This is a genomic window from Streptomyces aureoversilis (assembly GCF_042657885.1).
Taxonomy (GTDB): domain Bacteria; phylum Actinomycetota; class Actinomycetes; order Streptomycetales; family Streptomycetaceae; genus Streptomyces; species Streptomyces aureoversilis.
In genome coordinates, this window is record NZ_JBHSKJ010000013.1 from 95732 (window position 1) to 114715 (window position 18984).

An 18984-nucleotide genomic window follows, 5' to 3' on the forward strand; every position below is an offset into this window, starting at 1 on the left:
GGCCGTCCCGCTCGTGGGCGCCGTCACCACCCTGATGGTGACGGCGTCCGCGGCCGCGGCCGACGACAAGTTCGACAAGTACAAGCCGGCCGGTATCGGTGCGCTCCTCCCGGCACCGAAGTCCTCGTATTCCGGTGCCGGCACGCTGTACGAGCAGTACGGCAACCCCATGCTCTACGACCTCGACGTCCAGCTGGGCTGGGACGAGTTCGGGGACTGGGCGCTCCAGTTCGTCGCCGTCATCTTCATGGGTCTGACCGTCGTGCTGGCCCTGGCGGCGATCGTCGTCGTGCAATGGACGTTCAAGTTCACGTCCATCGACAAACTCGAGGACTCCATCGCGCACGCCATCTCGGGAGCGGCGGGCACGGTGTCGACGACCTTGCTCCCTTCGGCGATGGCCGTCGGCGCGCTGATCGCGTACGCGAACCATCGAAGAAACGGCTCGTCCATCAGCCAATTGGGCTGGGTGGCGGCGACAGCGATCCTGTCCATCTCCTTGCTGACCACGCCCAAGGTGTGGATCGAGGGCATCGACTCCATCCGCACCATCGGCAGCAACACGGCCATGCAAGCCGCGTCGGCCGGCATGGGGGACGAGAGCAAGGAGCCCATCGACATCGGCGACAAGCCGACGTACGGCGGGAACCAGCAGGACAACATGCTGCGCAAGTCCGCCGACGCGATCTGGCGGTCCTATGTCGTCACTCCCTGGTGTGTCGCCGAGTTCGGCAACATGAACGTCTGCAAGGAGCACGGCAAGGACCTGCTGGACCTGCCGGCGGACGACGACAAGCGCGAGGAATGGCTGAAGTCCAACGTCAGCTCGGGCAATGTCGGTGACGAGGCGGTCAAGTACCGTCAGGGCCACATGGGCCACGCCCGCGTCATGGTCACCATGGCCTCGGCCGTCTGTGCGGGGCTGTTCGCCATCCTCGCCGTGGCGCTGGCCTTCGCCTCCCTCGCATCGCTGATCGGTGCGTTGATGCTGCTGCTGGCCGGCGTCGTCTTCGCGTGCCTGTGGGTCATTCCCGGCAGGCCGCGCCAGTGGGGCGTCCGCTGGTTCGACACCCTCCTCGGGTTCACGCTGCAGTCGTTCGTCAGCACGATGGTGCTGGGATGCGTGCTCGTTCTGAACACGGCGAGCGTGTCTCTGGTCGGTTCCTACGGCTGGTTCGCCTCGGCGGGTGTGAGCATCACCTCCGCGATCGTGGCGTTCAAGTTCCGCGGGATCATGGAGAGCATCGTCGGCGTGACCGGCGCGACCAATTCGTCCTTCAACGCCGGTGCCATGCGGCTCGCCCAGCGAGCCAGTGGCGCAGTCGCGAAGGGCGTCGGAGGCGCCGCCTGGGGGGCTGGCAAGTTCACGGGCAAGGGGGTCGGCAAGGGGGCCTCGTGGGGTACCAAGAAGACCGGAGCAGGCCTCGCCTGGGCGGGCAAGAAGGCCGCTGGCGCTGCCGACGAACGCTTCATCCAGCGGCCCTTCCGGATGGCGCAAGCCGTCAAGCAGCTCAGTGACAGAAACGCCGACATGGACGCTGTGGGCGTCGCGAAGGGCTCCCCGAGGCGGGCGAAATACGTCAGCGGTGGTGACCCGGGCGGGCCCAACACGTCCGCTCAGGTAACTGCCGCCAGTCGCGCGGCGAAGACGGGCAGCTCCGCGCCCCTGCGGGTCAGCCGCTCGGGCCGTCCGGGCGAGTTGAACAGCCGCTCGCTCCGTGTGGGCGAGTTGCAGAGCGTTTCGGCAGCTGCCCAGGCCCGGACAGGCCGAGACGAACGCCGGCCCGATGACAAGAAGGGCATCCCTGCCCGGGCAGCACGCGCCGCGACCTCTGCCGCACGCAGTCAGGCCTCTGCCGCACGCGGTGAGGCCGGAGGTGGCGACGGCGGGTTCCGGAACGCCCCCAAGGCGGGCAGCGGTGGAGCGCAGCGACGCGTGGCGGAAGCCCGCAAGGCGGCGGCCCGCAACGGGGCATCCGCTGCCGGCCAGGGCGCATCTCAGCCGAGGCGGCGCACCTCAGTGCGGCCTCCTGCACCCCGCGGCCGTCGGTAAGGAGGAGGACAGGTGAGCAAGAAACAGAACGAGCGCCCGTCCTCCGAGTGGCGGGAGCTGCTCAAGGCGGAATACGACTACCCCGAGGAGATCGAGAAGGTCGGCAAGCGACGCGTCCGCCGGAAGGCCCGCAAGGCGTACCGGCAGGAGCAGCGTGAGGAGTACAAGCGCCGCTTGGCGGACGAGCGCCGCCGTGAGCCGATCACGGCGGGCGGGGCGATCCTGGTGATGGTCTGCATCCTCGCCATCGGTGCGGCAGTGACGCACTGGTGGCCGGACCGCACGGGCGCGCCGTCGACGGTGGGGCACGCGGGGGACACCGCCAAGAACCGGACCATGGACGCGCCGGACACGGCGGCGTCCTCGGCCCCCGCCGCGCCTCGAGCGCCGCAGCCCTCGCCGTCCGTGAAGGCCGACCTCAGCAAGCCGGAGAAGTCGGCCGAAGGCTGGGCCCGCGCCTACCTCACGCGCAACCCCCTGGTCGACAAGACGCACACCGCTTCCGTCGACCGGGCCGCGCCGTGGATGACCGACGCGCTGGTGGTGAACCTGAAGCAGTTCGACGACAAGGCGTGGGCCGAGCTCGTCTCCAACGGCGGTGTCTCGAAGGTGGACAAGGTGACGGTCGGCCCCGCCGACGACGACCGCGTGCGCAAGCAGGCGGACACGCCGGTGCGCGTCTGGCGCAAGGTCAGCGTCGACCTCACGGTCCAGGGCTACCGGAAGTACACCGAGACGCGGGTGTACCTGACGGAGATCATGCTCACCTCCGACGGCTGGCGCGTGGCCCGGGTCCTGGGGGTCTGAGCGAGTGGTTTCACGTCAGGCCCTCGCCCTGGCCTCGGGCGGGCTGCGCAAGGGGCTCGCCTTCAAGCTCGGGCTCCCCGCGATGGGCATGCTCATGGGGCTCCTGCTGATCGTGGGGATGCTGGCCGGAATCGGCGGCGGCCCCTCGGCCGTCGCCGCCGGCTGCTCCAAGCCCGGATCGCCCGGCAACGACGGCCCGTCCGGCAACGGGCAGACCGGTGACACCTCGGGCGGCGCGAGCAAGAAGCTGCGCGAGGAGCAGGTCGCGAACGCGAAGATCATCGACCAGGTCGCCAAGGACGGGAAGCTGCCGGGCCGGGCCACGCTCATCGCCCTGATGACGGGGCTCGCGGAGTCGCAGTTGTCGAACATCGACTACGGCGACAGGGACTCCCTCGGCATCTTCCAGCAGCGACCGTCGTCCGGCTGGGGTACCAGGGCGCAGATCCTGGACCCCAAATACTCGTCTCACATGTTCCTCTTCGGCGGCGACAGCGGCGACCCGCCGGGGCTGGTCGACGTCGCCTGGGAGAACATGTCGCTCAACGACGCCGCCCAGAAGGTGCAGCGCTCCGGCTTCCCCGACGCCTACGGGCCCAAGGAGGCCCAGGCGCGGAGCATCGCGAAGGAGGCGGGCATCGACCTCGAGCGGTCGGGGGAGAACCACCCCGGCCAGTCGGGCGGCAGGAACAACCGTGGCGACAGCGGCTCGAACGGCGGCGACAAGGGCGACAAGAAGCCCGGCAAGAAGAGCCCGGACAGCTGCAACACGTCGGGCGGCAGCAACACCCCCGGCAAGCCCGGCGAGCCCTTCCACGACGGCAAGGCGAACTGGCCCGCCAACGTGAAGAACCGCCGCTCGACGGAGGACGCGATCGCGTGGGCCAAGAGGGAAGCCGACAGCCGCCGCCCGGACTGGTACCAGAAGTGCCTTGCCTTCACGTCGATCGCCTACGGCTGGAACTTCTCCGGCACGAACTACGCCATCGACCACTACACGGACGTGATGCCGAAGGACATGCGCCACGACAAGGACCGCAACCCGCCGCCCGGGGCGCTCATGTTCTGGGACACCCATCACCGGGCCGGTCACGTCGCCATCTACGTCGGCGACGGAAAGGTCGCGTCCAATGACATCGTGACCCCGGGCGAGATTTCGATCGTCCCCGCGACCGACATCGAGTCCAAGTGGGGCGCGATCTATCTGGGCTGGTCGCCCCCCTACTACCCCAATGGCGGGTGATCCGGGTCATCATTACCCCGGGACCGCGGCATATGCGCGCCGCGGCCCCGTTGGCCTGCTGACGGCGGCGGTACGTAAGGATTGACCATGCCTGTTGTGACGGACCTCGACTCGGTCCCCCTGACTCCCGTCTACACCATCGTGATCGGCGCAGCGGGTGAAGCGACGATCGAGGGGGAACCGGTCGAGCCGTTGCCCGGACAGGACGGGCGTACGTCCGCGCTCGCGGACATACGGGTGCGGGCTGCTCAGCGCGGCCACCCCATACGCATCATCGCCAAGGAGCCCGACGGCTCGGTCTGGCCGCTGATCGTCGACCACGACGGGGCGGTGACGCCGATGCCGGGGCCGCACCCGACGCCGCCGCCTGCGCCGGTCCCGACGCCGCCTGCGCCGGTCCCGGCGCCGGCTCCTGTGCCTGCTCCGGCTCCTGTGGCGCCGGTGCCCGCACCCGTACCCCCGCCCCTCCAGGCCCCTCCCGCGGTGCCCGCCCCGCCGGCCCCCGCGCCCGCGCCCGCGCCCGCCCCCGGCTGGTCCACCTCCCTCCCCCCGCACCACACCGAGCGCTTCGGGCGGATCGTCGCTGCCGAGTTGCGCGGGGATCTGGTCGGGGCAGCGCTCGCCGCGCGGGAGCTGGAAGGGGTGCTCGACAAGGAGTTCGGGCCGTTGCACCCGCACACCGTCGGCGTGCTGGGGACGCGGGCCTGGCTCGCGCTGCTGCTGCAGGAGGACTGGGCCGCGATCATGCGGCTGCATCTGCGGACGGCCGAGCGCCGCCACAACGCCCAGGCCCCCGCCGACGAGACCCGCCGCGTCCTGCGCAACGCGCGTGCCGTGTGGTGGCGGCTCGCCGCCGTCGACCGGGCCGAGGCCGACGAGATCCAGCCGGAGCTGCAGCGCGTATCCGACCTGGTCGAAGGCGTCCTTCCGGAATAATCGCGATCATGCTGCCGCCCACACCGCCGCCCGGCTCGTACGAAAGCGGTCCGCACGGACTGCACCGGCGTCTGCTGCCGGACGTGATGGCGGCGGGTTCCGCGTATCCGCTCGTCCTCAGTGGTTCCTACGCCCGGGAGGCGCACGGTCTCCTCGAACCGGGGGCCGTCCGCAGGGACACCGGCCTGGAGCTGGTCACCGAGGCCCCGGACGCCGTGGCCGAGCTCGTCTCCGGCCTCTGCAACGGGTTGCGGGAGCGCGGCTGGCAGGCCGAACCGCTCGACGAGGCCCGGCTCGTCGTCACCGACGCCGAGACCGGTGAGCACTGCGCCGTCGCCCTGCGCAAGGAGACCCTGTGGCGGCCGCCGGTGCTCGGTCCGTACGGGCCCGTGCCCGCCGTCGAGGACGTGGTCGGCATGGCCGTGCGCGACCTCGCGGACCTCGGGCTCGCCCGGGACCTCGTCGACGTGCGGGCCGCTTCGGCCGACCGGTCGCACGTCGAGCTGGAGGAACTCGGCCGCCGGCACGCCGGCACGGGCGCCGCCGCCTTCGACCTCACCGACCTCCAGGCCCGGCTCGCCGGCGCCGAATGGATCGCCGACTCCGAGTTCGCGGCCTACGGGCTCGACGACACCGACCGCGCCGAGCTGCTGCGCTGGGCCGAGGCCTGGGTGGACGACATCGCCGAGCGGCTGATGGAGGAGGCCCCGTACGAGGACCAGGAGGAAGAAGGAGGGGAAGGCGAGGAAGGAGACGCAGGAGACGCAGGGAAAGAGAGCTGATCGTTCGTCTTGACCTCAAGCTTGCTTGAGATTCCATCCTTGAGTCATCGCCTCACGCCAAGGGATGGATGGAACGACGATGACGGACACAGCTGCTGCTCCGGGTTCCCCGGGCGCCCCGGTGATCGACCGGCGCCGTATGAGACTGGTCATGGCCGGCCTGATGCTCGGCCTGTTCATGTCGGCGCTCGACCAGACCATCATCTCCGCGGCGCTGCGCACCATCGCCGACGACCTCAACGGCCTCTCGCAGCAGGCCTGGGCCAACACCTCGTACATGATCACCTCAGTGATCACCACGGCCCTCTACGGCAAGCTCTCCGACATCTACGGACGCCGGCCGCTCTACGTCATCGCCGTGGCGGTCTTCGTCGTCGGCTCGGTGCTGTGCGGGCTCGCCCAGTCCATGGTGATGCTGTCGGTCTTCCGGGGCATCCAGGGGCTCGGTGCGGGCGGCCTGATGAGCCTCGCGTTCGCCATCCTGGCCGACCTGCTGCCGCCGGCCGAACGCAGCCGCTACCAGGCCTGGTTCGGTGCCGTCTTCGGCGTCTCGGCCGTGGTCGGACCGGTCGTCGGCGGGTTCTTCGCCGGGCTGGACAGCTTCGCCGGTGCCGCCGGCTGGCGCTGGGCCTTCTTCATCAACGTGCCGATCGGCATCGCCACCGTCCTGATCGTCCTCAGCCAGGTGCGCGTCCAGAACGACCGCTCCAAGGACAAGCCGGACATCGCCGGGGTCATCACGCTCGTCCTCTTCCTGGTGCCCGTGCTCTTCGCCGTCGAGGAAGGGCCGAAGTGGGGCTGGGGCTCGGCCGGCACGCTGGGACTGTTCGGCGTGGGAGCCGTGGGGCTCGTGCTGTTCGTGATGGCACAGCGGCGGGCCGGTGGTGCCGCCCTGCTCCCCACCCCCATGTTCCGCAGCCCCGTCTTCACCCTCTACAACGCCGTCAACACGATCGTCGGCGCCGCCGTCTTCGGCTCGCTCGCCGTCCTCCCGCTCTACCTCCAGATCGTCAAGGGCCTCTCGCCGACCCAGGCGGGCCTGATGATGCTCCCGCAGACCTTCGGCATCATCGTCGCCGGGCGGCTGTGCAGCGCCTACGTCACGCGTACGGGCCGTTTCAAGGGCGCCATGCTCACCGGCATCGTGCTCATCATGGCCGGCACGTTCTGGTTCGCGACGCTCGGCGCCGACACCGCCCTGTGGCAGGCCGCGGTCGCCGCCGCCGTCATGGGCATCGGCATCGGCGTGTGCTGGCAGGTCATGCTGGTCGCCATCCAGCGGGGCCTGGAACCGCAGTACATGGGCGCCGGCGTCGGTTCCTTCGCCTTCTTCCGCTCCATCGGCGGCACCGTCGGCATCAGCGTCTTCTTCTCGCTCTTCTTCGGCTCGGTGGGCGGCCGGATCTCCGACGCCTACGCCGACGCCGCCTCCGACCCGGGCTTCAAGGCGGCCCTCGCCGACCCGTCCGTGACGTCCCAGCCCGCCAACCAGACCCTGCTCGCCGGCCGCAACGGCGCCGTCTCCCTGGACGACAGCTCCTTCCTCGCCCACGCCGACGCCCGCCTGGCCCACCCCTTCCTGGAGGGCATGGCCCAGGCCATGCAGACGGTCTACGTGGTGAGCGGCTTCCTGCTGGCCCTGGGCCTGGTCCTGGCCCTCATCCCCAGGGACCGCCGCCCGGAGGCCGATGCCGCAACGGCTCCCTCGGCCCCGTCGGCTTCCCCGGCTCCTTCGCCGAAGAAGGTCGCGGCACATCAGTGACGCGCGTGCAGCAATGCGAGCAGGGGCCCGGGTCACCGACCCGGGCCCCTGCTCGCAATCAGTCATCAGTCATCAGTCGCCGTCGCCGGCGGGGGCGGGGGCGCCACTATCCAGCGCCTGCGGCGCCGTCGCCCTCGTTCGAGGTTACGGACATCCGCCGGTTGTTTCCGGAGCGCAGCCTGATCCATGTGTCGTCGGCCTCGGGGCCGGGATCGAACCCGTCGAAGGCGTCCAGCGCCCCGTCCGCTGGGGCCAGGTCGTCCGGCACGTCACGCGGGCGGCGGCCGCCGGATGGCTGTCCGCCCTGTTCCGGGTCCGCGGGGGCGTCGTCCTTGGGGGCCTCTGAGCCAGTGGTCGGATCGGGGGCTTCCTCCGGGCTGTCCGGGGATTCGGTCGCTGAGGGCGCCTCGGGCTCCGAGCCCGGAGGTGCCTCGGTGTCCGGCTCCTGTTGGCTTTCCGGCGCACGCCTCGCGTGGGTGTCCTGAGGCTCGGCAGGTTCGGGGGCTGCGTCAGGGTCGTCCGGGGTCTCGGCGCGCGGGGTCCTTTCCGCTGCTCCCGACCCCGGGCCGGCCTCCGTGACGCCGGCTGGCTCCGGGGCGGCTTCCGGGGACTCGGGTGTGTTCCGCGAGCCTTCCGACGACGCGGCCGGATCAGCCGCTTCGGCCGCCTCAGCTGGTTCTGCCGGCTCGGGCGCCTCGTCCTTGTCGAGGACATCCGCAGGCTCCGGGGCGTCTTCCGCGGACTCGTCGGGGCCCTCGGGGTCTTCAGCGTCCTCGGGGTCCTCGGCGTCCTCCGGGTCCTCAGGCTTGTCCTCGTCCTCAGGCTCCTCCTCGCCCTCGCCCTCGCCCTCGCCCTCGTCCTCCTCGTCCTCCTTCTCGTCCTCGGAGTCCTCGGGCTCCTCTGTGTCCTCCGGATCCTCCGCGTCTTCGGCGCCTTCCGTGTCCTTCGGATCCTCCGAATTCTCGGGGACCTCAGGCTCCTCTGACTCCTCCGGCTCTTCCGCCGCCTCCGCGTCCGCTGCCTTCTCCGGCTCCTCGGCCTGCTCCGGCTCCTCCGGTTCCGCTGCCTCCGTCGGCTCCGGCGCGGCGTCGGACGCCTCGCTCCCGTCGGAACCCCCGCTCCCGTCGGAGGCGTCGCCCGATTCGGGCGACTGCTCAGGTCGCTCTGCCTGCTCCGCCTGCCCTGCCGACTCTGCCGAGTCTGCCTGCTCAGACGCGGACGGTTCGGGCGCGTCCTGCGCCTCCGTGGGTTCCGGGGCCTCGTCGGCCCCGGATTCCGGGGCCGACGGTTGCTCGGGGCGCTCTTCTCTCTCGGTGGGGCGGTCGCTCATGACTCGGTTCTCGCGCCGGCACCAGCCCCGGCACCAGCCCCGGCACCGGCACCAGCACCAGCACTAGCACTAGCCCCAGCACCAGCCCCACCCCCCGCATTGCTGCGATACAAACGCACCCACGGCAGCGTCTTCCTCTTCCACGCCGCCTGGGCGACGTGGATGAAGACGCAGGCGCGGTAGTCGTCGACCGCGTCCGCCGCCGCGCCCGGCGGGGCGACGGCGTCGGCGATTTCCGCGACCCAGTCCGCCGTACGGGACCACCACTCGGCCTGGGCGGCCGAGGTCTTCGGATAGTCGGCGACGCGCTTCTTCAGCTCGGTGCCGTGCTCCGGCCACACCGCGGTCGCCGCCCGCGAGCGGAACGCGCAGCGGTGCCGGCAGCCCTCGCAGTCGGCGAAGGGGGCGAGCGCCGCGTCGACGCCCGGTGTCGCCGCGGCGAAGGCGCGGAAGCGGTCGGCCAGTTCCGCGTTGCCGGCGAGCGACGCCCGCGCGACCCCGGTCTCCGCGGCCGCCTCGGCGCGTACGTTCGGGACCCGGATGAGGGCCGGCCGGTCGATGCCGTCGTGGTGGGCGAAGGCCTGGAACGGTTCCAGGGACGACGCGAACCGTTCCTGGTCGGGGGAGAACCGCATCGTGCCGCCGATCAGCTCCCGGTCCGTGGCGGACGGCAGGCGGTGCATGACCTTCAGGTTGGTGTTCTTGTACGCGTCCTCGATGAGCTTCTCGGGGACCTGCTCGACGATCACCAGGCCTTCCCCGTACTTGCGGTTCTCGGCGAGCGTGTTGGCGAAGGCCTGCGCCGCGCGGGCCTGCGCGTTGCCCTCCTTGCCGTCCCCGCCGGAGGCGACGGGGCGCCCGAGCAGCCGGTGGGCCTCCTCGATGACGGTGACGTGGGAGAGGCCGTCCCCCCGCCGGGTCGCCTTGTAGTGCTCCGTCATGGTCTGCAGGATCAGCGCGGTGACGAGGGACTGTTCCTTCTCGTTGTCGCCGACGCCGGCCAGCTCGATGACGACCGGGCGGTTGAGGAGCTCCTCGACGGGGTACGAGCGCGCGCAGTCCAGCGTGCTGCCGCAGGCGCCCTCCGCGAGGGACTCGGCCCGCAGCCTGGACGCGGCGACGATGTTGTCCTTGACCTCGCCGGAGTACCCGAGCTGGTCGCACTCCTTGCGCATCTCGGCGATGAAGTCGCGGAGGGTGGGCCACGCCCCGTCGTGGGCGGGCGTGGAGACGTCGGTGGGGACGATGCCCTTCCGCGCGTACGTGTTGCGCAGGGCCTTGTTGTAGATGGCCGGCAGGGGGTCCCAGAGGCCGAACGCCGCGTCGAAGCAGGCGAGCAGCCCGGCGGTGTGGGTGCTGATCCGGACCCCGTGCGGCACCTCGAAGGGGTTGAGCCGGAACGGCGCCGTGTTCTCGTCGCCGACGGTGAGGACGAGGAGGTCCTCGAAGCCGGGGCGGGTGGCGAGCCAGCGGTAGTCGTCGAGCTCGGAGTTGACCGGCTCCAGCACGAGGAACGGCACCTTGTGGTCCCGCCAGAGCTGCTGGCAGAAGGCCAGGGTCGTGTTGGTCTTGCCCGAGCCGGTCGTCCCGACGAACAGCGCGTGCCGCGAGAGGGAACCCAGCTCCACGCCGAGCGGCCCGGCCGGCGCGCCGTGCACCAGCTGCCGGCCGAGTTCGATGGCGGGTCCTCGCGGCCGGTAGTCGGTTTCCAGGGCCATGTCGGGCCTGCGTACGGGGAAGCCCGTCATGTGCCCGTGCACGGCGAGGGGAAGCCGCAGCGCCGCACCCGCCTCCCGCGCGTCGACCAGCTCGGAGAGCAGACGCAGCGGCGGCGACAGCGGTTCGGGCAGCTGCCAGCGCTGGTCGCCGCCCCAGCGGGCGTGTTCCAGCGTCGTGATGCCGGTCCACGCCGCCGCCAGTTCCGGCGGCGCCGGCCGTACGGCGACGTGGGCCGGGCCGGTGAAGGTCTCGGTCAGTGCGGTGCCCTGGCCGGGCCGTTCCTGCGGGGAGACCGTGGCGCCGACCAGTTCGGCGAGGGACTCGGGGAGCGGGTTCGGGGAGGCGAGCGCGATGCGGATGCGGAAGGCGCGGTCGGTGTAGCGGCGCGCGGCGTCCGCGTACACCTTCGCGGCGTCCACGGCGAAGTTGTCCGGGGCGAGCTGGGTCGCCGGGCCCCACAGGCCCTCCGGCAGCTGTCCCGGCGTCCCCAGCCGCCCGTAGTGGGTGGCGATCTGGTGCAGCATCGGGCCGAGGTCGTCGGGCACGCGGTACGGTTCGAGGCCGACCGTCAGCATGAGCGGGTACGGGTGTGCCGCGAGCGCCTGCCACAGCGCGTCCCACGGCGGCGCCGCGGCGGTGAACGGCTGCGGGGCGAGGTAGTACTGCACGCCCGCGTCGGGCCGGTTGGGCAGGCCCGTCCGGTAGCGCTTGCGGATCTCGGCGAGGCCGGCCGGGTCGGGGGTGAACGGCGTGAGCCACCGCGCCACTTCGGCCGCGTCCCCGACCGGGGCGGCGTGCACGTGGTGCGGCAGCTGTGCCAGCCGGTCGCGGAGCGCGATGGCCGCCGCGACCGCGGACTCCTGCGCCGCGGCCGGATCGTGCGGGTCGTCCCCGCGTACCCGGGCCAGCAGCGCGCACGAGATGCGCCGCTCGGCCGGGTCCGTCAGGTACCGCAGCTCGATGCGCGCGTCATGGCGGGTGTCCCACTGGCCCGCCAGCCAGGCCGCCTCTGCGGTGACCGCCTTGATCCGGCGCTCTTCCTCGGGGAGTTCGGCGTACTCCCTGGTCTCGGTGAGGTCGGCGGCGGCCTCGATACGGACGGCCGCCCAGGCCCACACCGACGTGCCGTTGCCGACGGTCAGGACGCCCGGCGGGGGCGTCCTGTCGCTCTGCTGGTTCATGCTGCTCAGCTGGTCCACGGGGAAGCGGCTCCGCCCGGCGCGGGCGGAGCCGGCGGCGCGGGGTGCGGCGGTACGGGCTGCGGCACGGGCTGCACCGGGGGCGCGGCGGGCGCGACGGGCATGACCGGCGGCGCGGGCGGAGCCGGCGGGCCGGCGGGACCCTGGCCGGGCGCGGTCATGATCGGGAGGTCCTGCCCGAAGGTCGAGGCGATGGGCACCTCGATGCCCTGGACCGCGATCTCCACGCCTTCCCGGACCGCCGAGTGCACGGCTTCCCGCATGGCACGCGGCCGCTCGGTACGGAGCATCTGGTTGACGTCACCGGTGCGGCCGAAGAACCCGCCGACGAGGTCCTTGAAGTACGTACCGATGATCACCGCGCCGGGGCGGATGCGCCACATCGTCCAGCCGAGGTAGAGGCTGGTGCCGTACTCGAAGACGGAGATATAGGCGACGTACCGGCCGCTGCTGACGACCAGTCGGTTGCTGACCACCTCCGGCTGCAGGATGTCGCTGCGGATCCGGGACGGCACGGCCGTCACCGGGATACGGCGGTGGGACAGCGCGCCGTAGATCGCCGCGTAGGCGGAGGGGGAGGCCTGCGCCTTGTCCTCCAGCAGGGTCCGCCACTCCGAGACGGGTTCGGTGAAGGAGGAGAAGAGCAGGATCACCCAGAAGATGATGAATCCCAGCGTTCCGCCTACGTTGAGGCCGGTTTCGGCGGCGTCCAGGTCCCAGTCGTTCGTCAGCAGGACGAACAGCGAGACGGTCAAGGTCACCAGGATCGAGGCGAAGGCCGCGGTCGCCCAGAGGCCGAAGACCGTCCGGAGCGTGACCGACTCGTCGAAGCTCAGCTCGACCTGCTGGTACTTCAGGGTTTGGTTCCGATAGGAGCCGTTGGGGCCGGAGGCCGCCGAGGCCGCCCAGCCGGCCGGTCCGGCGGTGCCGCCCGGATAAGTGCTCATGTCGTACTCCGCATCGGGGTCTGACGTAAGAAGACCGTTGATCGCTTGGCACGGCAACTTATCGGAATTTCACGCCGGGCAGCGCGCTAGCAGCGGACCGTCTGCCCGCTCTGCCGGATGATGGTGTCGGCGGACATCCAGCCCGCCGTCTTCGTCCCCTCGATGCGGAGGTAAATCCACTTGTGGCCGTACGAGTTCTCGACGGAGCAGTGGAACCAGACCTTCGTGCCGCTCTTGACCGGGGACACGGAGCCGCAGACCTTGTAGGGCCCGTTGAGGACGTGGCGATCGCCGGACACGTATCCGTACGTGCCCGGCTTCGGGTCGTGGTGGCTCCAGCCGCTGCAGGTCGTCGGCACCGAACTGCTGGGCTTGGCCGAGGAGGCGCTGGGCTTGGCCGACGGCGAGGCCGACGACGGCGAGGGTGAGCCGGACGGCTTCTTGGAAGGGCTCGCGGACGGCGAGGCGCCCGGGGAGTGCAGACCGGTGGCCACGCCGCCCTCGTTCGGCTGCTCGCCGGCCGACGGCGATCCGGCCGCCGCCGGCGCCGCTGCCGGGGGCTCGTCGTTCTTCTTGCCGCCGTTGCCGGTCAGGGCGTACGTGACGCCGCCTCCCGCGAGCACGACGAGGGCGGCTGCCGCCGCGATCAGGGTCCGGCTGCGGCGCCGTCCGCGGCCGGCTGCGGCGCGGCCGGGACCGGCAGGGGGAGTGGGCGCGGCATGACCCGCGACGGAGGAGTGACCCGCGGCGGGGGCGTGACCCGCGGCCGGTGCGCCGGCGCCGGGCTGCGGAAGGTGCGGGGGCTGCGGAGAGTGTGGAGACTGCGGGGGCTGTGTGTGCAGCGGGCCCGGCGCCGGATAGCCGGCGTACGGGGACTGGGGGAACGGCTGCGGCGAGGGCGGCGGAGGAGACTGCGGCGAAGTCCCCGGCGCAGCCTGCGGCGAAGGCTGCTGGAAAGGTCCCGTGAACGACGGCGCGGCGCCGAATCCCGGCGGCGGCGCCGGGGCAACGGCCTGCGCGGGGGAGGGGGCCGGCGCCGGCGCCTGCGGCATGAGGCCCGCCGTGTTCGCCGTGTTCGCCGCGTTTGCCGTGCTCGGCGTCGTGCCCGCCGCGACCCGCTCCAGCATCTCGCGCGCCTGGTCCGCGGTCGGCCGGTGCTCCGGCTCCTTCGCCATCAGCGCCTGCAGCACGGGCGTGAGCGCCCCCGCCCGCCGGGGCTCCGGCAGCGGCTCGGTGACGATCGCCGAGAGCGTGGACCACACGGACGTCCGGCGGAACGGCGACGTGCCCTCCACGGCCGCGTACAGCGTCATGCCCAGCGACCAGATGTCCGACGCGGGGCCCGGCTCCCGGCCCTGCGCGCGCTCCGGCGGCAGGTAGTCGAGGGAGCCGATGATCTGGCCGCTCTGGGTCAGCTTGGCCATGGCCTCGTCGCCGGCGGCCTCCATGCTGGCGATGCCGAAGTCGGTGAGCACGACCCTCCCCCAGCCTCCGGCCGGGGGGACCCCCATCTCGCTTCGCTCGCCGTGCTCCAGCAGCACGTTCGCCGGCTTGACGTCCCGGTGCAGCACGCCGGCCCGGTGCGCGGCGTCGAGCGCGTCCATCAGCTTGGCGCCGATCGCCGCGGCCTCGTGCGGCTCCAGCGCGCCGCGCTTCTCCAGCACGTCGTCGAGCGAGGGCCCGTCGACGAGCTCCATGACGATGACCGGCAGGCCCTGCTCCTCGGTCACATCGTGCACGGTGACCACGCCGCCGTGCCGGATGCGGGCGGCGGCCTGCGCCTCCCGCTGCATCCGGGTCCGCAGGTCGAGCAGTTCGGCCTCGGCGGCGTCGGTGAAGGCCCGCAGGACCTTGACGGCGACCTCCCGGTTGAGCAGTTCGTCCACCGCCCGGGCGACCACTCCCATGCCGCCGCGCCCGATCGTCGCGGTCACCCGGTAACGGCCGCCGAGGACCTTGCCTATCAGCTCGTCGCCGTTCGCTTCCCCCGCCGTCACCGCACGCTCCGTTCCGTCAGACTTGGCCGCCGCATCCGGCGGCCCAGGGTAAACAAACAAGGCCCAGGTCGTTGACCTGGGCCTTCCTTTGATGACAATTACGTCTTTGGAGCGGGTGACGAGAATCGAACTCGCGCTCTGAGCTTGGGAAGCTCATGTTCTACCATTAAACTACACCCGCGAGGGCGCCTGTTTCAGGGGCGCCTCATCTTCGCACACTCTACCCCATCGAAGGCCCCCGGTGCACTCACCGTGCGGGCCTTCGTGCTGTGTGTGGAGAGTGTGGGGCCGGTGGGGATGCGTGCGTGGGGGCCGGGAGTTGGGGCGTACCGTGGGGCGGCGGGAGCCGGTGGGGGACTGCCGGGAGTGCCGCGTAGGAGCGAGTCCCGTACATCCCCTAATGTGGCTTTTGTCTTTCACGTGAATGGGGAAAGGGAGCTCTATGGAGCGCACCGTCGTTCGTTGTGCCGAAGGGCACGTCTTCAGCACCGCTTCGTTCCCGATGCAGCACCTCGGACCCGACCGGATCGGCCCGGGGCGGCTGCTGCGCTGCCCGCGCTGCGCCCGGCTGCGGCATTCCGTTCCGGTGGCCCTGCAGAAGCGCTGAGCGGGCGCCGGGCGGACGGTGATCAAGCGGCGCGGGCCCGGTCCGCTCGGACCGGGCCCGCGTTGTCCGTCTTCTCCGCGTATCCTCGACCCGTGCTTCTCTCAGACAAGGACATCCGGACCGAGATCGACGCAGGCCGCGTGCGGATCGACCCGTTCGACGAATCGATGGTGCAGCCGTCGAGCATCGACGTGCGGCTCGACCGCTACTTCCGGGTGTTCGAGAACCACCGGTACCCGCACATCGACCCCGCGGTCGAGCAGGCGGACCTCACCCGCGAGGTGGTGCCGGAGGGCGACGAGGCGTTCATCCTGCACCCCGGTGAGTTCGTGCTCGCCTCGACGTACGAGGTCATCACGCTCCCCGGCGACATCGCCTCGCGACTGGAGGGCAAGTCCAGCCTCGGCCGGCTCGGCCTGCTGACGCACTCGACGGCCGGCTTCATCGACCCCGGCTTCTCCGGTCACGTGACGCTGGAGCTGTCGAACATGGCCACGCTGCCGATCAAGCTGTGGCCGGGGATGAAGATCGGGCAGCTGTGCATGTTCCGCCTGACCTCGCCCGTCGAGCATCCTTACGGGTCCGCGAAGCACGGTTCCCGCTACCAGGGACAGCGTGGGCCCACGCCCTCGCGGTCCTTCCAGAATTTCCACCGCACCCAGGTCTGAGCAGCAGAGCAAAAGGCGAAGAGCAACAGTGAGTGAGATCCGCGAGAACCTGACCTACCCGATCTTCGGGGAGGCCATCCGTGAGCTGGCGCAGACCATCGCGGACGACGGCTACGAGCCGGACATCATCCTGTCCATCGCGCGTGGCGGCGTCTTCGTCGCGGGCGGTCTCGCCTACGCGCTGGACTGCAAGAACATCCACCTGGTGAACGTGGAGTTCTATTCGGGCGTCGGCGAGACGATGGAGATGCCGGTCATGCTCTCCCCCGTCCCGGACAAGATCGACTTCACGAACAAGAAGGTTCTGATCGCCGACGACGTCGCGGACACCGGCAAGACCCTCAAGCTGGTGCACGACTTCTGCAAGGACCACGTGGCCGAGGTCCGCTCCGCAGTGATCTACGAGAAGTCCCACAGCCTTGTGAAGTGCGAGTACGTCTGGAAGCGCACCGAGGACTGGATCAACTTCCCGTGGTCCGTCGAGCCGCCGGTCGTGCGTCGTGAGGGCCAGGTCCTCGACGCCTGATCGCAGCAGGCGCAGCAAGCGAAGCAAGCAAAAGCTGAGGCCCTTGTCCCCGCCGTCGCGGCGGGGACAAGGGCCTCAGCTTTTGCTTGCAAGTGATCAGAGCGTGCCCAGCTTCACGATCGACAGCAGCGCGATCAGCTGGATCGCCGACGCCCCCAGCGCCCGCGGCCACGGGATGTCGTGCGATTTGCTGACCATGGACGTGAACAGGTAGCCCGCGAGCAGCCACGTCGCCCAGCCCAGCACCTGCACCACCAGGTTGTCGCCGCCGAGGAACATGGCGAAGAGCAGGCGCGGCGCGTCCGTGATCGCCATGATCAGCATCGACAGGCCGACCGTCGGCTGCCACATGCCGTCGCCGCCGAGCTGCCGGGCCAGCGTGTGGGTGACCGCGCCCAGCAGCAGGCCGGCGAGCACCATGACCACGCCGGTGATCAGGACCGACGGCAGGCTGTTGGCGAGCGAGGCGTTGAGGACGTCCTCGCGGGCCTTGTCGAAGCCGAAGACGGCGAGCAGGCCGTAGACGAACGTGACGATCAGGGCCGGGATCCACACGGCGTGGTCGCGCATCTGCCAGAAGGTGGCGGACGGGCGCATCACTATGCCCGTCAGCAGCTGCTTCCAGGGCAGGCGCGGGCCCGGGGGCGGTGCGGGGGCGTTGTTGTACGGGTCGTGCCCGGCGTAGGGATCCTGGCCGCCGTACGGGTCCTGGCCGCCGTAGCCGCCCTGGCCGTACGGGTCCTGGCCGCCGCCGTAGGCGTCGGGGCCCTCGCCGATGCTGAACTGCCGGGTGTGGCCGGGGTCGTCGCCACCGGGGCCGTGGCCCTGCCCGTAGTACGGGTCCTGTTCCTGGCTTCCCTGGCCCCCGTGGCCGTAGCCGCCCTGGCCGTACGGCTGGTGGCCCGGGCCCGGGCCGTGGCCGTGCCCCTGCGGGCCGCCGCCGGCGCCGAAGTACTCCGGCTCGCCGTACGGCGGGGGCTGCTGCTGCCACTGGCCGCCGCCGCCCGCGCCACTGCCGCCGGCGTAGCCGCCCTGGCCGCCGTGCGGGGCCCGGTACTGTCCCGGGCGCTGTCCTTGCTGCGCGGGGCCGGGGTCGTTCGAGCCCTGTCCGCGTCCCATCCTGAATCCAGCCACGCTTCGAACGTACCCGCTCCCTGAGAGTGCCGAGACGGGCCCGGGAGAACGGGCCCGCCATTGCGGCCGAGCTGTGACATCCCCTAAGGGAAATATCGGGGGTTGGTGAGGCGCTCGCCGTCACGGCCGCACCTCCCGCGCCCGCCGTACCTGCCGCTCCCCGCCGTACCCGCAGCCCCCGCCGCACCTGCCGCCTCCGCGGCCTCAGCCGCTCTTCACCGCCGCTTCACCACCGCGTAGACCGGCGAGAAGATCATGCCACCGAGGAGGACCCAGCCGCCCGCCTGCAGGAGGGCTTGCGCGGTGCCCGAGGGGTCCTCCCCGCGCAGCGCCGGCGTGCATCCGTAGGCCGCCAGCACCGCGACGGCGGCGTGCACCGACTGCATGCCCGGTGACCACGGGAGCGCACGCAGGGAGGGGCCCCCGACCGCCAGGGAGAAGAGCAGCACGAAGGGGAGCAGGCACAGCCCGACGATCAGGGCGATCGCGTTGACGATGCTGCCCTCCAGGTTCGGCTGCCATTTTCCGGCCGCCAGCCGCCGCAACTTCTCCTCCCCGCCCAGGTACGCGCCGAGCGAGGGGTCGTCCGGTGCCCAGAGGGCCGTGAGCAGGCCGCCCTCGCGGACGGGGTCGTGGTAGGTCGTCCTGCCGGTGGCGAGCTTCGCCGTGCTGCCCGGGACCGTCACCGTCAGCTCGTACACGTACCCCCGGACGAGTTCGGGATTGTCGTCGTCGTACTCCTTCTCCAGGAGACGCGCCTGCACGACGGTCGCGACGGCGACCTCGGCCCCGGCGTGCTGGATGGCGGTCTGCCGGCTGTCGGAGCCGGGCATGCCGTGCAGGCTGAGGGCGGTCAGGGAGGCCACGAGGGCGAGGGCCGAGACGGCCAGCTGCCGGGCCTTGGACAGGGCCGTGGAGGCGAAGGAGTCCGGCACCGGCCGGAAGCGGCTCTGCTGGACGCGGCGTGCCGCCCGCCGGCCCGTCTCCTTCTCCAGGACGGCCTTGACCTCCGCGCGCTCCTTGCGCAGCCCGTCCCAGCGCCGCACCCACAGCAGCACGGCCCGCTGGACCCACGCGGCCGCCGCCGCCCACACGCAGATGAGGACCCCGGTGTGCGGTGCGGGCTGGTAGTCGATGCCCGCTGCCCAGACGCATGCCGCGACGACGGCGGCGTAGGTCAGGACCGCACTCGCGCGTACGGCCTGCGTCAGCGCGTTCTGCATGACACGCGCTCCCCCCTGATTCACTTCCGGTCGGTGTTCCTCGGTGTTCCT

15 protein-coding genes and 1 tRNA gene are annotated in these 18984 nt (G+C 71.4%); 9 read left to right on the forward strand and 7 right to left on the reverse strand.

Going from position 1 to position 18984, the window contains the following annotated elements; genetic code table 11:
* Positions 1-13 precede the first annotated feature (13 nt).
* From ACFPP6_RS22820 to ACFPP6_RS22845, 6 genes are all read left to right on the forward strand, one after another.
* Complete coding sequence (locus tag ACFPP6_RS22820; protein ID WP_382045387.1) at positions 14-2053, forward strand: hypothetical protein; 2040 nt, start codon at positions 14-16, stop codon at positions 2051-2053.
* A 12-nt stretch (positions 2054-2065) separates the two neighbouring features.
* Positions 2066-2860 carry a hypothetical protein gene (locus tag ACFPP6_RS22825; protein ID WP_382045390.1) on the forward strand — a complete coding sequence of 265 codons (795 nt, stop codon included), beginning with the start codon at positions 2066-2068 and terminating at the stop codon, positions 2858-2860.
* 4 nt (positions 2861-2864) lie between these two features.
* On the forward strand, positions 2865-4103 hold the full coding sequence (locus ACFPP6_RS22830) for an NlpC/P60 family protein (protein ID WP_382045392.1): 1239 nt from the start codon (positions 2865-2867) through the stop codon (positions 4101-4103).
* An 87-nt stretch (positions 4104-4190) separates the two neighbouring features.
* The gene (locus ACFPP6_RS22835; protein ID WP_382045395.1) at positions 4191-5039 is read left to right on the forward strand and encodes a hypothetical protein; all 849 of its coding nucleotides are present in this window, start codon (positions 4191-4193) and stop codon (positions 5037-5039) included.
* An 8-nt stretch (positions 5040-5047) separates the two neighbouring features.
* Positions 5048-5821 (forward strand): hypothetical protein, encoded by a 774-nt coding sequence (locus tag ACFPP6_RS22840; protein WP_382045398.1) that lies wholly within the window; start codon positions 5048-5050, stop codon positions 5819-5821.
* A 79-nt stretch (positions 5822-5900) separates the two neighbouring features.
* Positions 5901-7583, forward strand: a complete 1683-nt coding sequence (locus ACFPP6_RS22845) for an MDR family MFS transporter (protein WP_382045400.1) — start codon at positions 5901-5903, stop codon at positions 7581-7583.
* A gap of 106 nt (positions 7584-7689) precedes the next feature.
* On the opposite strand, the gene ACFPP6_RS22850 is transcribed toward ACFPP6_RS22845, so the two are convergent.
* The 5 genes from ACFPP6_RS22850 to ACFPP6_RS22870 all read right to left on the reverse strand — a co-directional run bounded on the left by ACFPP6_RS22850 (position 7690) and on the right by ACFPP6_RS22870 (position 14956).
* On the reverse strand, positions 7690-8913 hold the full coding sequence (locus ACFPP6_RS22850) for a hypothetical protein (protein ID WP_382045403.1): 1224 nt from the start codon (positions 8911-8913) through the stop codon (positions 7690-7692).
* On the reverse strand, positions 8910-11831 hold the full coding sequence (locus tag ACFPP6_RS22855) for an ATP-binding protein (RefSeq protein WP_382045406.1): 2922 nt from the start codon (positions 11829-11831) through the stop codon (positions 8910-8912). The genes ACFPP6_RS22850 and ACFPP6_RS22855 overlap by 4 nt, the downstream gene beginning before the upstream one ends.
* Entirely contained in the window at positions 11819-12778 is a 960-nt protein-coding gene (locus ACFPP6_RS22860) for a hypothetical protein (RefSeq protein WP_382045409.1), read from the reverse strand. The genes ACFPP6_RS22855 and ACFPP6_RS22860 overlap by 13 nt, the downstream gene beginning before the upstream one ends.
* Positions 12779-12864: 86 nt before the next feature.
* Complete coding sequence (locus tag ACFPP6_RS22865) at positions 12865-14775, reverse strand: serine/threonine-protein kinase (protein WP_382045412.1); 1911 nt, start codon at positions 14773-14775, stop codon at positions 12865-12867.
* Between the two features lie 107 nt (positions 14776-14882).
* Positions 14883-14956: transfer RNA gene (locus ACFPP6_RS22870), tRNA-Gly, on the reverse strand.
* 261 nt (positions 14957-15217) lie between these two features.
* On the opposite strand from ACFPP6_RS22870, the gene ACFPP6_RS22875 reads away from it, so the two are divergent.
* The 3 genes from ACFPP6_RS22875 (at position 15218) to ACFPP6_RS22885 (ending at position 16576) form a co-directional block, all read left to right on the forward strand.
* Positions 15218-15382 carry a hypothetical protein gene (locus tag ACFPP6_RS22875; protein ID WP_173864874.1) on the forward strand — a complete coding sequence of 55 codons (165 nt, stop codon included), beginning with the start codon at positions 15218-15220 and terminating at the stop codon, positions 15380-15382.
* Between the two features lie 92 nt (positions 15383-15474).
* The gene (gene dcd / locus ACFPP6_RS22880; RefSeq protein WP_058047472.1) at positions 15475-16050 is read left to right on the forward strand and encodes a dCTP deaminase; all 576 of its coding nucleotides are present in this window, start codon (positions 15475-15477) and stop codon (positions 16048-16050) included.
* Between the two features lie 28 nt (positions 16051-16078).
* Positions 16079-16576 carry a phosphoribosyltransferase gene (locus ACFPP6_RS22885; RefSeq protein ID WP_179081575.1) on the forward strand — a complete coding sequence of 166 codons (498 nt, stop codon included), beginning with the start codon at positions 16079-16081 and terminating at the stop codon, positions 16574-16576.
* A gap of 96 nt (positions 16577-16672) precedes the next feature.
* Here the strand turns inward: ACFPP6_RS22885 and ACFPP6_RS22890 are convergent, their stop codons facing one another.
* Positions 16673-17695 (reverse strand): Yip1 family protein, encoded by a 1023-nt coding sequence (locus tag ACFPP6_RS22890; protein ID WP_382045417.1) that lies wholly within the window; start codon positions 17693-17695, stop codon positions 16673-16675.
* A gap of 230 nt (positions 17696-17925) precedes the next feature.
* Positions 17926-18933 (reverse strand): hypothetical protein, encoded by a 1008-nt coding sequence (locus ACFPP6_RS22895; RefSeq protein WP_382045420.1) that lies wholly within the window; start codon positions 18931-18933, stop codon positions 17926-17928.
* Between the last annotated feature and the right edge of the window lie 51 nt (positions 18934-18984).